This is a genomic window from Streptomyces sp. JLBT605 (genome assembly GCF_058215555.1).
The window spans coordinates 2,922,437-2,940,137 of the sequence record NZ_CM177087.1; the positions used below are offsets into that span (position 1 = coordinate 2,922,437).

16 protein-coding genes and 1 pseudogene are annotated in these 17,701 nt (G+C 71.0%); 4 read left to right on the top strand and 13 right to left on the bottom strand.

The window, feature by feature from the left end:
* Positions 1-63: 63 nt before the first annotated feature.
* Both AC4BDD_RS12830 and AC4BDD_RS12835 read left to right on the top strand, forming a co-directional pair.
* Complete coding sequence (locus AC4BDD_RS12830; protein WP_490691134.1) at positions 64-1,326, top strand: SAM-dependent methyltransferase; 1,263 nt, start codon at positions 64-66, stop codon at positions 1,324-1,326.
* A 12-nt stretch (positions 1,327-1,338) separates the two neighbouring features.
* Positions 1,339-2,481 (top strand): NADH-quinone oxidoreductase subunit D, encoded by a 1,143-nt coding sequence (locus AC4BDD_RS12835; protein WP_490691135.1) that lies wholly within the window; start codon positions 1,339-1,341, stop codon positions 2,479-2,481.
* Between the two features lie 114 nt (positions 2,482-2,595).
* Here AC4BDD_RS12835 and AC4BDD_RS12840 read toward each other — a convergent pair whose 3' ends face one another.
* From AC4BDD_RS12840 to AC4BDD_RS12855, 4 genes and pseudogenes are all read right to left on the bottom strand, one after another.
* Positions 2,596-3,735, bottom strand: a complete 1,140-nt coding sequence (locus AC4BDD_RS12840) for a hypothetical protein (protein ID WP_490691136.1) — start codon at positions 3,733-3,735, stop codon at positions 2,596-2,598.
* A gap of 108 nt (positions 3,736-3,843) precedes the next feature.
* Positions 3,844-4,779 (bottom strand): ABC transporter substrate-binding protein, encoded by a 936-nt coding sequence (locus AC4BDD_RS12845; RefSeq protein WP_490691759.1) that lies wholly within the window; start codon positions 4,777-4,779, stop codon positions 3,844-3,846.
* 150 nt (positions 4,780-4,929) lie between these two features.
* Positions 4,930-5,508, bottom strand: a pseudogene (locus AC4BDD_RS12850) (ABC transporter permease); the annotation flags it as partial.
* The gene (locus AC4BDD_RS12855; protein WP_490691137.1) at positions 5,508-6,188 is read right to left on the bottom strand and encodes an ABC transporter permease; all 681 of its coding nucleotides are present in this window, start codon (positions 6,186-6,188) and stop codon (positions 5,508-5,510) included. The gene AC4BDD_RS12855 and the pseudogene AC4BDD_RS12850, both read right to left, overlap by 1 nt.
* A gap of 113 nt (positions 6,189-6,301) precedes the next feature.
* On the opposite strand from AC4BDD_RS12855, the gene AC4BDD_RS12860 reads away from it, so the two are divergent.
* Positions 6,302-7,471: an ABC transporter ATP-binding protein gene (locus AC4BDD_RS12860; RefSeq protein ID WP_490691138.1), complete on the top strand. Its 1,170-nt coding sequence runs from the start codon at positions 6,302-6,304 to the stop codon at positions 7,469-7,471.
* 129 nt (positions 7,472-7,600) lie between these two features.
* Here AC4BDD_RS12860 and AC4BDD_RS12865 read toward each other — a convergent pair whose 3' ends face one another.
* From AC4BDD_RS12865 to AC4BDD_RS12890, 6 genes are all read right to left on the bottom strand, one after another.
* Positions 7,601-8,092, bottom strand: a complete 492-nt coding sequence (locus AC4BDD_RS12865) for a DUF3180 domain-containing protein (RefSeq protein ID WP_490691139.1) — start codon at positions 8,090-8,092, stop codon at positions 7,601-7,603.
* 100 nt (positions 8,093-8,192) lie between these two features.
* On the bottom strand, positions 8,193-8,786 hold the full coding sequence (folK, locus tag AC4BDD_RS12870; protein ID WP_490691140.1) for a 2-amino-4-hydroxy-6-hydroxymethyldihydropteridine diphosphokinase: 594 nt from the start codon (positions 8,784-8,786) through the stop codon (positions 8,193-8,195).
* Positions 8,786-9,145, bottom strand: coding sequence for a dihydroneopterin aldolase (gene folB / locus AC4BDD_RS12875; protein ID WP_490691141.1), 360 nt, complete (start codon positions 9,143-9,145; stop codon positions 8,786-8,788). Before folB ends, folK begins: the two co-directional genes overlap by 1 nt.
* Before the next feature lie 248 nt (positions 9,146-9,393).
* Positions 9,394-9,861 carry a nuclear transport factor 2 family protein gene (locus AC4BDD_RS12880; RefSeq protein WP_490691142.1) on the bottom strand — a complete coding sequence of 156 codons (468 nt, stop codon included), beginning with the start codon at positions 9,859-9,861 and terminating at the stop codon, positions 9,394-9,396.
* Complete coding sequence (folP, locus tag AC4BDD_RS12885) at positions 9,858-10,718, bottom strand: dihydropteroate synthase (protein WP_490691143.1); 861 nt, start codon at positions 10,716-10,718, stop codon at positions 9,858-9,860. The genes AC4BDD_RS12880 and folP overlap by 4 nt, the downstream gene beginning before the upstream one ends.
* A gap of 124 nt (positions 10,719-10,842) precedes the next feature.
* Complete coding sequence (locus AC4BDD_RS12890) at positions 10,843-12,690, bottom strand: phosphatidylglycerol lysyltransferase domain-containing protein (RefSeq protein ID WP_490691144.1); 1,848 nt, start codon at positions 12,688-12,690, stop codon at positions 10,843-10,845.
* A gap of 146 nt (positions 12,691-12,836) precedes the next feature.
* On the opposite strand from AC4BDD_RS12890, the gene AC4BDD_RS12895 reads away from it, so the two are divergent.
* A complete protein-coding gene (locus AC4BDD_RS12895) occupies positions 12,837-13,970 on the top strand; it encodes an alpha/beta hydrolase (protein WP_490691145.1) in 1,134 nt (377 codons plus the stop codon).
* A gap of 76 nt (positions 13,971-14,046) precedes the next feature.
* Here AC4BDD_RS12895 and folE read toward each other — a convergent pair whose 3' ends face one another.
* The 3 genes from folE to hpt form a co-directional block, all read right to left on the bottom strand.
* The gene (gene folE / locus AC4BDD_RS12900) at positions 14,047-14,652 is read right to left on the bottom strand and encodes a GTP cyclohydrolase I FolE (protein WP_490691146.1); all 606 of its coding nucleotides are present in this window, start codon (positions 14,650-14,652) and stop codon (positions 14,047-14,049) included.
* Between the two features lie 162 nt (positions 14,653-14,814).
* The gene (ftsH, locus tag AC4BDD_RS12905) at positions 14,815-16,875 is read right to left on the bottom strand and encodes an ATP-dependent zinc metalloprotease FtsH (RefSeq protein WP_490691147.1); all 2,061 of its coding nucleotides are present in this window, start codon (positions 16,873-16,875) and stop codon (positions 14,815-14,817) included.
* A gap of 236 nt (positions 16,876-17,111) precedes the next feature.
* A complete protein-coding gene (gene hpt / locus AC4BDD_RS12910; protein WP_490691760.1) occupies positions 17,112-17,651 on the bottom strand; it encodes a hypoxanthine phosphoribosyltransferase in 540 nt (179 codons plus the stop codon).
* Positions 17,652-17,701: the final 50 nt, after the last annotated feature.

Here is a 17,701-nt window from a genome sequence, read left to right on the forward strand (position 1 = left end):
ACCGATCCATGTGGCCAGGTCCTACTCCGCAAGGTGGACGCGGGGTGCGCATAGCGTGGGGGGATGGCGAGTGAACTGAGCGAGCACCCGGAATGGCCGGGCTGGCGGGCGGCCACCGAGCGGGCGCTGTACGGGCCGGGCGGGTTCTTCCGGCGCGCGGAGGGCCCGGCCGGGCACTTCCGGACCTCGGTGCACGCCTCGCCCTTGTACGCGGCGGCCGTCGCCGAGCTGCTCAGGCGGGTGGACGCGGCCCTGGGGCACCCGGAGGAGCTGGCCCTGGTGGATATGGGGGCCGGCCGCGGCGAGCTGCTGACCGGCGTCCTCGCCGTGCTGGACGCCGCCCGCGCGACGGCCGCCGGGGAGCCTGCCGGGGCGGGGGATCCGGCCGGGGCTGGAGATCCGGCCGGGGCTGGGGAGCCTGCCGGAGCTGGGGATCTGGCCGGGCGGCTGCGGCCGTACGCGGTGGAACTGGCGGCCCGGCCGGACGGGCTCGACGAGCGCGTCGTCTGGCGGGACGCTCCGCCGGAGGGCGTGCGGGGCCTGCTGTTCGCCAATGAGTGGCTCGACAACGTCCCCGTGGACATCGCCGAAGCCGACCCGTACGGGGTACCCCGCTATGTGCTGGTCGCCCCGGACGGCACCGAACGGCTCGGCGGAGTCGTCGAGGGCGCGGACGCGCGGTGGCTGACCCGCTGGTGGCCGCTCCCGCCACCCGGGACCGGGCAGGACCACGAGGACGGGCAGCGCGACGAGGGCGGGCAGCGCGACGAGGGCGGAGACGGGTTCGAGGGCGGGTACGGGCCCGGGGACGGGGAGGAGCCCGGGGCCCGCGCCGAGATCGGCCTCCCCCGCGACCTCGCCTGGGCGCGGGCGGTGCGCGGCCTGAGCGCGGGGCTGGCGGTGGCTGTCGACTACGCGCACGACCGCACCACCCGTCCGCCGTTCGGCACCCTCACCGGCTTCCGGGCGGGCCGCGAGGTGCGGCCGGTGCCGGACGGGAGCTGCGACCTCACCGCGCATGTCGCCCTGGACGCCTGCGCGGCGGCGGGCCATGAGGCCCTGGGGGCCGCCGGGGCGACCACCGTCCCCGCCCCGCGCCATCTCACCCAGCGAGACGCGCTCCGTGCGCTCGGGGTCGCCGCCGGCCGGCCGCCGCTGTCGCTGGCAGCTTCGGATCCGGCCGCCTACCTGCGGGCCCTGTCCACCGCCGGGGAGGCGGCGGAGCTGACCGACCCATCAGGGCTGGGTGGCTTCTGCTGGCTGCTCCAGCCCGTCGGTACCACCTGTCAAGACATCCTGCCCGCCGCCACCGTTCCCCGCGCCTGACAGACTGGCCCCATGACGGAGACGACAGTCGGCATCGGCGGCGCGGCGGAGAGCACCGACATGGTGCTGAACATCGGCCCGCAGCACCCCTCCACCCACGGTGTGCTGCGCCTCCGCCTCGTCCTCGACGGGGAGCGCATCCAGCACGCGGAGCCGGTCATCGGCTATATGCACCGCGGCGCGGAGAAACTGTTCGAGGCGCGGGACTACCGCCAGATCATCATGCTCGCCAACCGCCACGACTGGCTCTCGGCCTTCTCCAACGAGCTGGGCGTGGTGCTGGCCGTCGAGCGGATGCTCGGCATGGAGGTGCCCGAGCGCGCGGTCTGGACCCGGACCCTGCTCGCCGAGCTGAACCGGGTGCTCAACCACCTGATGTTCCTCGGGTCGTACCCCCTGGAGCTGGGCGGCATCACCCCGATCTTCCACGCCTTCCGCGAGCGCGAGGACCTCCAGCATGTGATGGAGGAGGTCTCCGGCGGCCGGATGCACTACATGTTCAACCGCGTCGGCGGCCTCAAGGAGGACCTGCCGGCGGGCTGGCTGGGCCGTGCCCGCGCCGCCGTGGCCGAGGTCAGCTCACGGATGGACGTGTACGACCGGCTGGTGCTCGGCAACGAGATCTTCCGCGGCCGGACGCGCGGCGTCGGCGTGCTCAGCCGGGAGGCGGTGCACGCGTACGGGGTGAGCGGGCCCATCGCCCGCGCCTCCGGCGTCGACTTCGACCTGCGGCGCGACGAGCCCTACCTGGCCTACGGCGAGCTGGGCGACACCCTCAAGGTCGCGATCCGCGAGGAGGGCGACTGCCTGGCCCGCTTCGAGTGCCTGCTGGAGCAGACCCACAACGCGCTTCAGCTGGCGGACGCCTGCCTGGACCGGCTCGCCGAGCTGCCGCCGGGGCCGATCAACCAGCGGCTGCCGAAGGTGCTCAAGGCGCCCGAGGGCCACACCTACGCCTGGACCGAGAACCCGCTCGGCCTCAACGGCTACTACCTCGTCTCCAAGGGCGAGAAGACGCCCTACCGGCTCAAGCTGCGCTCCGCGTCGTACAACAACATCCAGGCGCTCATCGAGCTGCTGCCCGGCACGCTCGTCGCCGACATGGTGGCGATCCTCGGCTCGATGTTCTTCGTCGTCGGCGACATCGACAAGTGACCGGCCGACGGCCCGTCGGGCTCGTCTGCCCTCGCATGGCCTGACCGCTCAGGGTCTGACGGCGACGGTGTGGGGCAGCTGGAGCCGCGCCCGCCGCGGGGCCGGGCAGCGCGGTCAGGAGATCGCGCTGCGCAGCTCCGCGACGTCGATCTGCTCGGTCTCGTCGTGCGCGGTCAGGTCGATGACCTCACCGGACTCGCTCCGCTTCGCCTGCTCGGCGAGCGCCTCCGCCCCGACCACGTCGGCCAGGTCCTCCTCGGCCGCGGCCGGCTGCTGCCGCGTATCGAGCTGCGGCTGCTTCCTGGTGCCGAAGAAGTCGAAGGTGCCCTCCGCGCGAGCGGCGGCCCGACGCGCGGCGGCGTAGGGGACGACAGCGCTCGCCGCGTTCCGCAGATGCACCGGCGCCTCGCGCCCGCCCACCTGCGGGGTGTCGCCGCCCGCCCGCGGGCCGGGCAGCCCGGGCCGCTCCGCGCGTTCGGTGCGCTCGGTGCCCTCGGCCCCGGAGGCCGCGGCAGGCTCCGCGACCGCTGCCGGGCTGTCCGCCTCCACGACCGTTGCCCGGCTGTCCTGCTCCTGCGCGGGATCAGCCGCGTCCGCGTCCGCGCCTTCGCCGGAGAGCCGGCGCAGGGCGGCGGCGGCCCGGCGGAAGGTCTCCGCGTCCAGGCGCGCGCCCGGAACGGAAGCCTGCCCGGCCCCCGAGGACGTCGTCGCGGCCGACGACTCCGCGTCCGCCCCGGCGGGTGCCCGGACCTCGCCGGACTCCACCTGGCCGGGCGTGGCGTCCGCGGCGTCCGTCGCGTCCGTGGTGTCCAGGGCCGCGCGGCGGCCCTCCAGCGCGCGGGCGCGCTCCGTCTCCGCGGTGGCGTACCGGCGCAGCAGCGCGGCGTGCTCGTTGCGGAGCCGGGCGAGCTCGGCACGCTTGGCGCGCAGCTTGGTGTTGAGGGCGTCGCGGATCTCGCGGGCCTCTTCCGCGTCGGCCTCCAGCTCCGCGATTCGCTCTTCCGTGCGCCACTCGTCCGCGGTACGCGCCTTCGTCAGCTCGGCGACCCGCTTCCCGGCGGCCCGGTCCCAGCCGCGCATCAGGAACGCGCCGACCACCGCGGCGGCGCTCGCGGCCACCGCGAGGCCACGGACCACCGCCGTCTCTCCGACCACCAGGGCCCCGGCAGCGCAGGCTATGGACGCGGCGGCGATCGACAGCGGAGGCAGCAGCTTGTGCAGGGGTGGGGATTGGCGGTGGCGTCCACGTGGCATGGCCTGAAACTTACCGTGCGTGTGGGGCGTTTGGGGCCACCCCCGGGCAAACTCTTTCAGGGAAATTACTTTTCCCCCGCTGCTTGCCCTCGTTGTTCCCCGGTCCGTTTACTTCCGGAGCAGTCCCTTCTCCTCAAGGTAGTCGGCGGCGACATCCGCGGGCTTGAGCCGCTCGGCGTCAACCTTCTTGTTCAGTTCGGTGAGATCGGCCGTCGTCAGCACCTTGTTGATCTTGTTCAGCGTCTCCTCGATCTTCTTCGCGCCGGCCGTCTTCTCATTCACCACCGGCAGCACGTTGTCCGCGTTCTGCAGGTGCTTGTCGTCTTCCAGCAGCACCAGGCCGAACTGATCGAGCGTCGCATCGGTGGTGACGGTGAGAACCATCTGGTCCTTACCGTCCTTGACCGCCTGCTTGGCCTGCACACTGCCGGCGTCCAGCGGGTCGATACCGGCGATGTCGATGCCGTACGTCTTCTCCAGGCCGGGCTGGCAGAACGGCCGCTCCGCGCATTCGTCACCCGCCGCCAGCGTGATCTTCTGCTTCGATTTCCCCAGATCCGACAGCGTCTTGAGATGGTGCTCCGCGGCGAACTCCTCGGTCACCGCGAAGGCGTTCTGATCGACGGCCTCGCCGGCCGGCAGCGCCTTCAGGCCACGTGGCCCGGCCAGCTTCTCCAGCTCCCGCACGGTGGTCTCGACGTCGGGTGTGGCGACCGGCTTCGCGTCCGGTCCGTTTGTCTTCTGGTTGAGGAATTCGGTGAGGGTGGCCGCGTACTCCGGCACCACATCGATCTGCCCCTTCTCCAGGGCCGGTTCATACAGCTCACGGGTGTCGACCGTCTTGATCGACGTCGAATATCCGGCGTCGTCCAGGAGCTGCGCGTACAGCTCGGCGAGAATCCTGGACTCGGCGAAGGGCGCGGAACCGACGACCAACTTCCCGGAGCCGCCCCCGCCGGACTTCTCCAGGCTCTCGCCGCTGCCCGCGACGAGGACGGCCACCAGCGCCACCGCCGTCACCGCACCCGCCGCCGTGAGTTCCAGCGCTGCCGGGGCCTTGGACGTCTGATCGGCGGGCGCGGTCGAAGCCGCGGCCCGGGCGCGCCCGCCACGCCGCCGCAACGGGTCCGCCAGCCGCTCCAGGACCACCAGCGCGCCCTCCACCAGCAGCGCGAGCACCGCGACCAGCACCGCTCCGGCCACCACCTGCGCGGTGTCGGTGAGCCGGAAGCCCGCCGTGATGATCCGGCCCAGACCGCCGCCACCGGGTAGCGCGGCGAGCGTGGCGGTCGCCACGACCTGCACCGCGGCCGTCCGTACGCCCGTCATCAGCAGCGGGAAGGCCAGCGGCAGTTCCACCCGGGCGACCAGTTGGCCACCGGTCATCCCCATGCCGCGGGCCGCCTGCACGACCTCCCGGTCCACCTCGCGCATCCCGACGTAGGCGTTGGTGAGCAGCGGGGGGACGGCGAACAGCACCAGGGCGAGGATGACCGGCAGGTCCCCGTGGCTGCCCAGCGGGCTGAGTAGCAGCAGGACCAGCACGGCGAAGGTGGGCACCGCGCGGCCCACGTTGGAGAGGTTGATCGCGAGGGTGCCGCCCCTGCCGAGGTGGCCCAGGCCCACCCCGACCGGCAGCGCAATCGCACAGGCGACGCCCAGCGACACGAAGGTCAGATACAGGTGCTCGGCCAGCCGGTGCCAGACGCCCGCCTCCCCGGACCAGTGCGATCCGGTGGTCAGCCAGCTCCACGCGTCCCCGATGACGCCCATCAGGCCGCCCTCCCCCGCTTGCGGGCCCAGGGCGTCAGCAGCCGCTGCACGCCGAGCAGCAGCAGGTCCGCCGCGATCGCCAGCGCCACGCACAGCACCGACGCGGCGAGCACCTGGGCCTTGAAATAGCTGCGCATGCCCTCGTAGATGAGGTTGCCCAGCCCGCCGTAGCCGATGATCGCGCCGACCGTGGTGAGCGAGATGGTGGACACCATGGTGATCCGCAAACCCGCCATCAGGGCCGGCAGCGCCAGCGGGAGTTCGACCGCGAACAGCAGCCGAGCCGGCCCGTAACCCATCCCGCGCGCCGCCTCCCGGGCGTCCTCCGGTACCGAGGCCAGCCCGGCCAGGATGTTCCGCACCAGAATGGTCAGCGAATACAGCACCAGGCCGGTGACCACCACCGAGACCGACACCCCGAACACCGGCAGCAGCAGCGAGAACATCGCCAGCGAGGGGACGGTGTAGGCAATGGTCGTCAGGGAGAGCAGCGGGCCGGCGACGAACCGCCGGTGACGGGCGAGCAGCGCCAGCGGAAAGGCCACCAGAAGGCCGATCGCGACCGAGGCGAGCGTGATGCCCACATGCTGGAGCGTGGCGTCCGTCAGCTCCTCGCCGCGGGTGCGCAGGTATTCGCCGCAGATCCAGTCATTGGCGACCAGACAGTTCTGCCGCGCCATGGCTCACCTCCCCGTCAATTCCCGCCGACCCTAACCCCGGGCACCGACAATCTCGTCCGCTCGCCACACAACAGCAACAATCTCTGACGGGAATGCGGCCACAATGGGGAGCCATGATCCGATTCGAGCACGTCACCAAGGGCTACGCCGACGGCACGGTCGCGGTGGACGACCTGTCCTTCGAGGTCGCGGAGGGCGAGCTGGTCACGCTCGTCGGACCGTCGGGCTGCGGCAAGACCACCACGATGAAAATGGTCAACCGGCTCATCGAGCCGACGAGCGGTCAGATCTTCCTGGACGGGCAGGACATCGCCGAGGTGGACCCGGTGAAGCTGCGCCGCCGCATCGGCTACGTCATCCAGCAGGTGGGCCTGTTCCCGCACAAGACGGTGCTGGAGAACACCGCCACCGTCCCCCACCTGCTGGGCTGGCAGCGGAAGAAGGCCCGGGACCGGGCCGCCGAGCTCCTGGAACTGGTCGGCCTCGACCCGTCGGTCTTCGGCGACCGCTACCCCGACCAGCTCTCCGGCGGCCAGCGGCAGCGGGTCGGGGTGGCCCGCGCACTCGCCGCCGACCCGCCGGTACTGCTGATGGACGAGCCGTTCGGCGCGGTCGACCCGGTGGTACGCGAGCACCTGCAGAGCGAGTTCCTGCGGCTCCAGTCCCAGGTCCGCAAGACGGTGCTGTTCGTCACCCATGACATCGAGGAGGCGGTCCGGCTGGGTGACCGGATCGCGGTCTACGGTTCGGGCCGTATCGAGCAGTTCGACCCGCCCGCCACGGTGCTGGGCGCGCCCGCCACCCCGTACGTGGCCGACTTCGTCGGCGCCGACCGGGGCCTGAAGCGGCTCTCGGTCACCCCGATCGAGCCCGGCGACCTGGAGCAGCCGCCGGTCGTCCACCTCGACGACCCGCTGTCCAAGGCCGCCGCCCGGCTGGCCGCGGACGACGCCCGCTGGGCGGTGGTGCTGGACGGCGCGGACCGGCTGCACGGCTGGGTCTCGGCGGAGGCGATCGGCGCGATCGGCGCCGGTGCGCCGGGGACGGTCCGGGAGCACGCCCGCCGGATGGACGCCTGGCTGCCGGTCGGCGCGACCCTCAAGCAGGCGTTCAGCACGATGCTCCAGCATGACGCGGGGTGGATCGCGGTCCTCGACGGCGACCGCTTCCTCGGCGTCCTCACCCCGGCACGGCTGCACGAGGCGCTGCGTCGCTCGATCGACGCGGACGCGCGGGCACTGGCGCGCGGGGAGGTGTCGGTGGAGACGGTCTCCGGCGTGTGATCCATTTCCCCATGCGGGTTTTGTCCTCAATCGCCGGACGGGCTGGATTTTCCAGCCCGTCCGGCGATTGAGGACGGACAGACACCCGCGCGGCGGGAAAGCAGGAAAGGGCGCGTGGCCGAAACGGAGCTACGCCGCGACGCGGCCCGCGCCCGGCCCCTTGTCCTCATCCTCCGGAAGTCGGCACACCCGCTCCAGGAAGAACGCCGCCGCGATCACCCATCCGGCCGCCACCACCGACGCGCCCGCGTAGATCGCCTGGTCGCGGCGGGCCGGCACGTCCAGCGCGTGCATGACCAGGAAGACGCCCACCCCGCCGTAGACTCCGGCGATCAGCGCGGACACCAGCGCACTCGCATGGCCGAAGACCACCGCGCGGGCGGCGAGCAGCGGGTCGACGCCCTTCGCGCCCGGCTCGCGCTCCCGCTGGTCGCGCAGCCGGGACCGCAGCGACAGTGCGGTCACGGTCAGCGCGGCGGCGATGAAGCCGAGCACGATGGGCGCCGCCACCGGCACCGTCGGCAGGGTGCCCACCGAGTCCCACAGCTGGGCACCCGCCCACGACACCACCCCGGCCACGACGAACAGCCCGACCAGCACCCTGATCCGAAGTTGGCTCACCGACCGGCGCCCCTCACGTTCCCAGCGTTCCTGATGTGCGTCTGATACGCCCCAGCTCCCCCAGAAACTACCGGGGACGGCAGGGCCATGAGGGAAACGCCTACTCGGGCAGGCGCAGTTCCAGGTCGGGGCGCGCGGTCACACCGCCGCCGCCGACCTCCGCGAGCAGCCCGGCCACCGGACCATGCCCGGGGACCTCCGCGTCCGGCTCCACGTCGTGCCACGGCACCAGCACGAAGGCGCGCTGATGGGCGCGCGGATGGGGCAGGGTCAGCTCGGGCTCGTCCTGGACCACGCCCTGGTAGGAGACGATGTCCACGTCCAGGGTGCGCGGGCCCCACCGCTCGTCCCGCACCCGTTTGAACGCCTCTTCGATCGCATGGCCCCGCTCCAGCAGCGAGGACGGCGGCAGGGTCGTCTTGACCAGCACCACGGCGTTGAAATACGACGGCTGAGCACCCGGTTCGACGCCCCAGGGCTCCGTCTCGTACACCGGGGAGACGGCCTTGACCCGCAGGCCGGGCGTGTCCTCCAGGGCGTCGATCGCCCCCTGCAGGGTCTCCAGGCGGTTGCCCAGATTGCTGCCGAGGGAGATCACGGCGCGCTTGGGATTGCTCAGGGTCACATCCGCCGCGTCCACCTGCGCCACCACGGAGGCGGGGACGGGCTGCACGGTCGGGTCGCTGCTGCTCATCAAGGTCGGCTCCGGGTGATGGTGATGGACACGTCGTCGAAGGGCACGGTGATCGGGGCGTCCGGCTTGTGGACGACCACCTCCACCTCCCGCACCGCTTCGTGGGTCAGACACCGCTCGGCGATCCGCTCGGCGAGGGTCTCGATGAGGTCGACCGGCTCGCCCGTCACCACCTCGACCACCTCTTCGGCCACGACCCCGTAGTGAACGGTCTTGGTGAGGTCGTCGCCGGCCGCGGCGGGGCGGGAGTCCAGGCTCAGGACCAGGTCCACCACGAATATCTGGCCTTCCGCGCGTTCGTGCGGAAACACCCCGTGGTACCCGCGGGCCTTGAGGCCGCGCAGCGTGACACGATCCACCCGAATCACTCCTGCTGGTCGTCGGTGCGCGGGCGCGCACCGGTCGGCGGCGACACCCTTTTCCCCGTTTTTCCGGTTCTGTTCCGGTGGGGGCTTCTCAGTCGAATCTACCTGCGAGCGCCGACAGCTCCCGCGCACGGGCCCATGGCGGACGCCGTGCCGGGTATGGAGGGGTGTCCCGGCGGCGTCTACCCGGTGCTCCGTGGTTCACTCCCTACCCGGTCCGTCCGGCGCTCGAACGGCCGCGCTCAGAGGGTGTCCCGCCCGGTGGCGCCGTCCTCACCCTCCGCGTCGTCCTCGCTCTCCGCAAGCACCGGCGAGCCGTGGTGCGACCACACCTTCCAGCCGTCCGGGGTGCGCCGGAAGACGTTCGTGGCCACCACCAGCTGCCCCACCAGCGGTCCGAGCTCGCCCTCCGTCTCCGCCGGGGCGCCGCTGAGGATGTTCTCGGTGCAGGTCACCAGGGCGGTGTCGGCGAAGACCGAGATCTCGACGTCGGTCAGGAAGAACTGGATGTACTCGGTGTTGGCCATGATCAGGGCGTACGAGCGGAGCACCTCGCCGCGTCCGCGCAGCACCGGCCAGCCGGGGTGCACGCAGCTGACGTCGCCGTCCAGCCAGAGGTGCGTCAGGGCCTCGTGATCGCCCCGCTCCATCGCCTCGTACAGCGCGGTGTTGGCCTGCTCGACCTGCTCGGCATCGGTGAGTGAGGTCACACCGCTGCCTCGACGGCCCGCGCGACGCGGACCGCGTCCGCGCTCGCCGCCACGTCGTGCACGCGCACCGCCCAGGCACCTTCCCGGGCCGCGATCGCGGAGACGGCCGCGGTGGCCGCGTCCCGCTCCCGGGCGGGCGGCAGGGTGCCCCCCGGCCCGGCCAGCACCCGGCCCAGGAAGCGCTTCCGGGAAGCCGCCACCAGCACCGGGCGGGACAGGGCCCGCAGCTCGGCGAGGTGGGCGAGGAGCGCGAGGTCGTGCTCGGCGTTCTTGGCGAAACCCAGGCCCGGGTCGATCACGATGCGCTCGGGGGCGATCCCGCCCGCCACCGCCTGATCCACACTGACGCGCAGCTCGGCCAGGACCTCGGCGACCACGTCGTCGTAGAGCGCCCGGTTGTTCATGTCGATGGACTGGCCGCGCCAGTGCATCACCACGAACGGCACCCCGGCGGCGGCCACCACCGGCACCATCGCCGGGTCCGCGCGGCCGCCGCTGACGTCGTTGACCAGGGCCGCGCCGGCTTCCACGGCCCGCTCGGCGACCGAGGCGCGCATGGTGTCCACGCTCACCACGGCGCCGGCCCCGGACAGCTCGCGGACCACCGGGATCACCCGGCGCAGCTCCTCGGCCTCGTCCACGCGGGAGGCGCCCGGCCGGGTGGACTCGCCGCCCACGTCGACCAGGTCGGCGCCGGCGGCGATCAGGTCCAGGCCGTGCTTGACGGCCAGCTCGGTGTCGAACCACTGGCCGCCGTCGGAGAAGGAGTCAGGCGTGACGTTCACCACGCCCATGACCGCGCAGCGGTCCCATCGCGGCAGACCGTCCGGGCCAGGGGGGCGTCGCAACGTACTCATAGTCCTAAGCCTAGGCCCCAGCCCGTCCGGCGCTTGAGGACGGACCGCACGCACCACGGCGGGTCAGCCGACCGCGGCGCGAGGCCGCGACCGGCGCGGCCTCGCACCCTGGGGAGGCGTGGCGTCAGGCCACCCGCTCCACCTCGTGCCGCCGCACCGGCGCGCTGGGCAGCTGACCGCCCTGCGAGGGCTCGGCGGGCCCGCGGCGGCGCAGCAGCCGGGGCAGGGCCAGCGAGACGAAGCCCTCGGCCTGCATCGCCGCGAAGCCGATCCGCGGCAGGTCGCGGGTGTTGCGGAAGACCACGAAGCGCGGCTCCCAGCGTGGCTGGAACTTGGCGTTGAACTTGTACAGCGACTCGATCTGGAACCAGCGCGAGAGGAACACCAGCAGCCCGCGCCAGCCACGCAGCACCGGGCCGGCGCCCAGCTTCTCGCCGCGGGCCAGGGCCGCGCGGAACATCGCGAAGTTCAGCGAGACCCGCCTGACCTTCAGGTCGGCGGCGGCCTGCAGGGCGGCGACGATCAGCAGTTCGTTCATACCCGGGTCCGCGCTGCGGTCACGGCGCATCAGCTCCAGCGAGATGCCGTCCTGGCCCCAGGGCACGAAGTGCTGCATGGCCTTCAGGTCGCCGTACGGGCTTGGCGTCTCACCCTCCTCGGGCGCCCGGTGCGCGGTGGCGATCACCGCGTCGCCGTCCTTGACGGCGTCGATGCGGCCCAGCGCCATCGAGAAGCCGCGCTCGGTCTCGGTGTCGCGCCAGGCGTTGGCGGCGCGCTGGATGCGGGCCAGCTCCTCCGGCTCCAGGTCACGCACCCGCCGTACCTGGGTGCTGTACCCGTTGCGCTCTATTCGCTTCACCATCTGCCGCACATTGCGCATGGACCGCCCGGAGAGGGTGAAGTCGTCCGCGTCGACGATCGCCTCGTCGCCCAGCTCCAGCGCGTCCAGCCCGGTCTCGCGGGTCCACACGTGGCCGCCGGTCTCGCTGCACCCCATCACCGCGGGGGTCCAGGAGTGGGTCCGCGCCTCCTCCATGAAGCGCTCGATGGCCCCCGGCCAGGCCTCCACGTCGCCGATCGGGTCGCCGCTGGCGAGCATCACGCCGGAGACCACGCGGTAGCAGACGGCGGCCTTGCCGGTCGGGGAGAAGACCACGCCCTTGTCGTCGCGGAGCGCGAAGTAGCCCAGCGAGTCCCGGCCGCCGTGCTGGGCCAGCAGCTCGCGCAGCCGGCTCTCGTCCTCCTCGGTGAGGCGGGCGACGGGGTGCGCCGGCCGGAACGCCAGATACGCGGTCGTGGCCACCGTCAGCAGGCCGAGGCCGCCGAGGGAGTAGCCGACGGTGTAGTCCACGCCGTCGGTGTAGTCGACCGGGCCTTCGAAGCCGAACAGGCCCCACAGGACGTGCTCCAGCTGCTCGCTGATGGTGGGGCTGCCGACGACGGTGCCGGGGTGTGCGCTGACGATCAGCCATCCCAGGGCGACGCTGACGGCGCCCAGCACCAGGAAGTTGGCCAGTGCCCGCCAGCGGCTGCGCGGGTCCGGCAGCGCGAAGAACTCCTTGCGGCGCCGCAGCATCAGGGCGAGCAGGCCGAGCGAGAGCACCGCTCCGCAGGCCGAGTGGCGGTACAGCAGCTGGCCTGCGACGACGATCGGCAGCAGACCCACCGCGGCCGTCCAGGCCCGGCGCTTACGCCGCTTCAGCCCGTGCGCGAGCATCAGCAGCAGCAGGCCGACGACGATGGAGGCCGCGGCGGCCAGCGGGCTGACGGCGCCCGGCAGTACCTCGGCGAGAGCGTGGATCCGGCTGTGCCGGAAGCGTGGGAAAATACCGGACGCGACGTTGAGCAATCCGATCAGCGTGCAGACCGTACCGACAACCGAAGGGACGGTTTCGGGTCGCGGTCCGCGCAGCAGGCGCTGCATCCGTGTGGGAACCACCCGGGACTTATCGCCATCTTGCTTATCAGACATTTGCTTTCCCGTCGCCCCTGTCGAGCGGATCTGCGTCCCACAAGCGCGGAACGTGGACAATTTGCGCCTTCCAAGACGGCGTACATGGGCATGGGGTTCCATCACGCGGCTCGGGGGACGACCAGCCGCCTGACAGAGAGTTCGTAATGGGTCTCACCGGCACCAAAACCGTGATGGTGGCCGTCATCGTGGCGGTGCTGATTTTCGCCGCGACCATATGGCTTTGGCCGAAGCTTGCGGGCCGCAGCGTACCCGTTGTGCTGGGTCGAATAGGAACCCTGCTGGCGACCCAGGTCTCCGTCTTCGCCGCGGTGGCCCTCTACGCGAACCAGTCCTTCGGCTTCTACGGCTCCTGGGCGGACCTGTTCGGCACCCAGACCCAGCCCGGTGTGGTGGTCGACCACGACGCCCCGGGCGCCAAGCGGATCAAGGTTCTGGGTACCCAGCAGGTGAACGTGCCCGGCAGCAAGGCCCCCGACAAGGCCGGGCTGATCGAGAAGGTGAACATCCAGGGGCCCACCTCGCGCATCGCCAGCACGGCCTACGTCTACCTGCCGCCGGAGTACTTCCAGCGCGAGAACGCCAAGCGCGACTTCCCCGCCGCCCTGGTGCTGACCGGCTACCCGGGGACCACCGAGGCCCTGATCTACGGGCTGAAGTATCCGCAGACCGCGCACAAGCTGGTCAAGGACGGCCGGATGAAACCCACCATCCTGGTGATGATGCGCCCCACCGTCGACCCGCCGCGCGACACCGAGTGCATGGACGTCCCCGACGGCCCGCAGACCGAGACCTTCTTCACCAAGGACGTGACGGAGGCCGTCAGCGGCCACTACCGGGTCGGCGAGAAGGCCCGCAACTGGGCCGTCATCGGCAACTCCACCGGCGGCTACTGCGCCCTGAAGATGACCATGCGCCACCCGGAGAAGTTCTCCACCGGGGCGGGGCTGTCGGCCTCGTACAAGGCACCGACGGACGCGACCACCGGTGACCTCTTCGACGGCAGCAGGCAGCTGGAGCGCGAGAACAACCTGATGTGGCGCTTCGACCACAAGCCGGCGCCGCCGGTCTCCCTGCTGGTGACCAGCAGCAAGCACGGCGAGAAGAACTACAAGGAGACCGTGCGGTTCATCAACAAGGCGAAGCTGCTGAACGCGCAGGGTGAGCCGACCCGGATCTCCTCGATGATCCTGGATAGCGGCGGCCACAACTTCAACACCTGGAAGCGCCAGATCCCGGGCAGCCTGGAATGGCTCTCCAGCCGGATCAGCGCCCGCTGATCAGCGGACCACACGGCACAAGGGGTGCCCGGGCCATCGGCCCGGACACCCCTTCGTCGTCTTCCGTGGCCGGTGGTCAGTGGCCGATGATCAGGCTCATGGCCTCGGACCGGGATGCCGGGTCGCGCAGCTGGCCGCGCACCGCCGAGGTGATCGTCTTCGCCCCGGGCTTCCGTATGCCGCGCATCGACATGCACATGTGCTCGCACTCGATGACGACGATCACGCCGCGCGGCTCCAGGATCCGCACCAGCGACTCGGCGACCTGCGTGGTCAGCCGCTCCTGGACCTGCGGCCGGCGGGCGTAGACGTCGACCAGCCGGGCGAGCTTGGACAGCCCGGTGATCTTGCCGTCATGGGAGGGGATGTACCCCACGTGGGCGACGCCGTGGAAAGGCACCAGGTGGTGCTCGCAGGTGCTGTAGACCTCGATGTCCTTGACCAGCACCATCTCGTCGTGGCCCAGGTCGAAGGTGGTGGTGAGGACGTCCTCCGGCTCCTGCCACAGCCCCGAGAAGATCTCCGCGTACGCGCGGGCGACCCGCCCCGGCGTCTCCCGCAGGCCCTCGCGGTCCGGATCCTCACCGACCGCGAGCAGCAGCTCCCGGACCGCGTTCTCGGCCCGCTTCTCGTCGAACACGCCGATGGGGCCCGCGTCGTCCAGCGTCACCGGGTCGGTCATGGAAGTGCCTCGTTCCTTGTGCTTCTCCACATGCGGAATGCCGCACCACCAGGCTAGAACCCGGATGGCGCGGCATTCATTCCGGGGCCGTGAGGCCCCAGCGTCCACATCGGCCGCACTCGGCGGTGCGCCAGGCCGGGCCTGGCACACCGCCGGTCGCGGTCAGCTCTCTGCGCTCGGCTCCTCCGGGCGCTCCGCACCGCCGGCGGCACCGGTCGCGGTGGCGCCGTCCTCGGTGACGGTGGACTTGGCCAGCGCCCCGGACTGCGGCTGCACGCCGTTGGTCAGGGCGAGCTCCTTCGGCGAGGAGACCGGCGGCCGGGTCGACGGGGTGCGCCGCGAGGAGCCGGTCCACGCCGGGCGGGCCGGGCGCTTGACGATCGGGGCGAAGATCTCGGCGATCTCCTCCTTGCCCAGCGTCTCCTTCTCCAGCAGCGCGAGGACGAGGTTGTCGAGGACGTCGCGGTTCTCGACCAGGATCTCCCAGGCCTCGTTGTGCGCGTTCTCGATGAGCTTCTTGACCTCTTCGTCGACGAGGGCGGCGACCTCCTCGGAGTAGTCGCGCTGGTGCGCCATCTCCCGGCCCAGGAACGGCTCGGCGTTGTCGGAGCCGAACTTGATCGCACCCAGACGCTCGGTCATGCCGTACTGGGTGACCATCGCGCGGGCCGTCGCGGTCGCCTTCTCGATGTCGTTGGAGGCGCCGGTGGTCGGGTCGTGGAAGACCAGCTCCTCGGCCGCCCGGCCGCCCATCATGTAGGCGAGCTGGTCGAGCATCTCGTTGCGCGTGGTGGAGTACTTGTCCTCGTCCGGCAGGACCATGGTGTAGCCCAGGGCCCGGCCGCGGGAGAGGATCGTGACCTTGTGCACCGGGTCGCTGTTGGGAGAAGCGGCCGCGACCAGGGCGTGTCCGCCCTCGTGGTACGCGGTGATCTTCTTCTCCTTGTCGCTCATGATCCGGGTCCGCTTCTGCGGGCCGGCCACGACGCGGTCGATCGCCTCGTCCAGGAAGTGGTTGTCGATCAGCTTCTTGTCACTGCGGGCCGTCAGCAGCGCGGCCTCGTTCAGCACGTTGGACAGATCGGCACCGGTGAAGCCGGGGGTGCGCCGGGCGACGGCCGCGAGGTCCACGTCCGGGGCGACCGGCTTGCCCTTCTGGTGCACCTTGAGGATCTCCAGGCGGCCCTGCATGTCCGGGCGGTCGACGGCGATCTGCCGGTCGAAGCGGCCGGGGCGCAGCAGCGCCGGGTCCAGGATGTCCGGGCGGTTGGTGGCGGCGATGAGGATGACGCCGCCCTTGACGTCGAAGCCGTCCATCTCGACGAGCAGCTGGTTCAAGGTCTGCTCGCGCTCGTCGTGGCCGCCGCCCATGCCGGCGCCGCGGTGGCGGCCGACCGCGTCGATCTCGTCGACGAAGACGATGGCCGGGGCGTTCGCCTTGGCCTGCTCGAACAGGTCGCGGACCCGGGAGGCACCGACACCGACGAACATCTCGACGAAGTCGGAACCGGAGATCGAGTAGAACGGCACGCCCGCCTCACCCGCGACGGCGCGGGCGAGCAGGGTCTTGCCGGTGCCGGGCGGGCCGTAGAGCAGCACGCCCTTGGGGATCTTGGCGCCGACGGCCTGGAACTTCGCCGGCTCCTGGAGGAACTCCTTGATCTCCTGGAGCTCCTCGACGGCCTCGTCCGACCCGGCCACGTCGGCGAAGGTGGTCTTCGGCGTGTCCTTGGTGATGAGCTTCGCCTTCGACTTCCCGAAGTTCATCACCCGGGAGCCGCCGCCCTGCATCTGGTTCATCAGGAACAGGAAGACGACGACGATCAGGACGAAGGGCAGGAGCGAGAGCAGGATGCCGACAAACGGATTCTGCTTCGACGTCGAGACGTCGTAGCCTTCGGTGATTCCGCCGGGCTTCTCGGAGTTCGCCTGGAGGACCTTGGCGAGGTCGACGCCCTGGTCACCGATGTAGGTGGCCTGGAGCTTGTCGCTGCCGGAGATCTTGTCGACGTTGTCCTTGAGCTTGATCTTGATCTTGTGATCTTCGCCGGTCGTCAGCTCGGCGGACTTGACCTGGTTCTTGTTGATCGCCTTGACGACCTGGCTGGTGTCCACCGACTTGTAGCCGCCGGAAGAGCCGACGACCTGCATCAACACGACCACGGCGAGGACGGCCAGCACGATCCACATGACCGGCCCACGGAAGTAGCGCTTCACGTCCATCCATACGGGGCGGTATCGCCCCGTCCCTCCTGCCACAGTGAGGCACGGCAACCTCTTCGATCTGGCCGATCGGCTGCCTGTGCGTGCGGTGTATTACTCGGCTCTAAAAAGACTGACCTTCGGACGGTACCCCAGCATTGTCACCCGACGCCGCTGTGGACGGTCAACAAAACCGTCCTCCCCTGCTCCAACGGCGGAAACCCGCGCCGGGTTCCCGCCGGGGGCGCGAGGACCTCTCAGCCGCCGTAGACGTGCGGCGCCAGGGTGCCGACGAACGGCAGGTTGCGGTACTTCTCGGCGTAGTCGAGGCCGTACCCGACGACGAACTCGTTGGGGATGTCGAAACCGACCCACTTCACGTCGATCGCGACCTTGGCCGCCTCCGGCTTGCGCAGCAGCGTGCACACGTTCAGCGAGGCGGGCTCCCGCGAGCCCAGGTTCGACAGCAGCCAGGACAGCGTCAGGCCGGAGTCGATGATGTCCTCGACGATCAGGACGTGCTTGCCCTTGATGTCGGTGTCCAGGTCCTTGAGGATCCGGACCACACCGGAGGACTGGGTGCCCGCGCCGTACGAGGACACCGCCATCCAGTCCATGGTGACAGGGGTGGACAGGGCCCGGGCCAGGTCCGCCATGACCATCACGGCGCCCTTGAGGACGCCGACGATCAGCAGGTCCTTGCCCGCGTACTCGGCGTCGATCTTCGCGGCCAGCTCGGCCAGCTTGGCGTCGATCTCTTCCTTGGTGATCAGGACCGACTTCAGGTCGGCGCCCATGTCCTTCTCGTCCACCCGTGCCACTCTCGTTCCATCGAAGGCTTGTCCGG

What these genes read in the sequence shown, in the direction of transcription:
- ftsH (WP_490691147.1), bottom strand. Translation starts at nt 16,875, where the DNA reads ATGGACGTGAAGCGCTACTTCCGTGGGCCGGTCATGTGGATCGTGCTG.
- AC4BDD_RS12895 (WP_490691145.1), top strand. Translation starts at nt 12,837, where the DNA reads ATGGGTCTCACCGGCACCAAAACCGTGATGGTGGCCGTCATCGTGGCG.
- AC4BDD_RS12860 (WP_490691138.1), top strand. Translation starts at nt 6,302, where the DNA reads ATGATCCGATTCGAGCACGTCACCAAGGGCTACGCCGACGGCACGGTC.
- AC4BDD_RS12835 (WP_490691135.1), top strand. Translation starts at nt 1,339, where the DNA reads ATGACGGAGACGACAGTCGGCATCGGCGGCGCGGCGGAGAGCACCGAC.
- hpt (WP_490691760.1), bottom strand. Translation starts at nt 17,651, where the DNA reads ATGGGCGCCGACCTGAAGTCGGTCCTGATCACCAAGGAAGAGATCGAC.
- AC4BDD_RS12830 (WP_490691134.1), top strand. Translation starts at nt 64, where the DNA reads ATGGCGAGTGAACTGAGCGAGCACCCGGAATGGCCGGGCTGGCGGGCG.
- AC4BDD_RS12840 (WP_490691136.1), bottom strand. Translation starts at nt 3,735, where the DNA reads ATGCCACGTGGACGCCACCGCCAATCCCCACCCCTGCACAAGCTGCTG.
- folK (WP_490691140.1), bottom strand. Translation starts at nt 8,786, where the DNA reads ATGAGCAGCAGCGACCCGACCGTGCAGCCCGTCCCCGCCTCCGTGGTG.
- folP (WP_490691143.1), bottom strand. Translation starts at nt 10,718, where the DNA reads ATGAGTACGTTGCGACGCCCCCCTGGCCCGGACGGTCTGCCGCGATGG.
- folE (WP_490691146.1), bottom strand. Translation starts at nt 14,652, where the DNA reads ATGACCGACCCGGTGACGCTGGACGACGCGGGCCCCATCGGCGTGTTC.
- AC4BDD_RS12855 (WP_490691137.1), bottom strand. Translation starts at nt 6,188, where the DNA reads ATGGCGCGGCAGAACTGTCTGGTCGCCAATGACTGGATCTGCGGCGAA.
- AC4BDD_RS12890 (WP_490691144.1), bottom strand. Translation starts at nt 12,690, where the DNA reads ATGTCTGATAAGCAAGATGGCGATAAGTCCCGGGTGGTTCCCACACGG.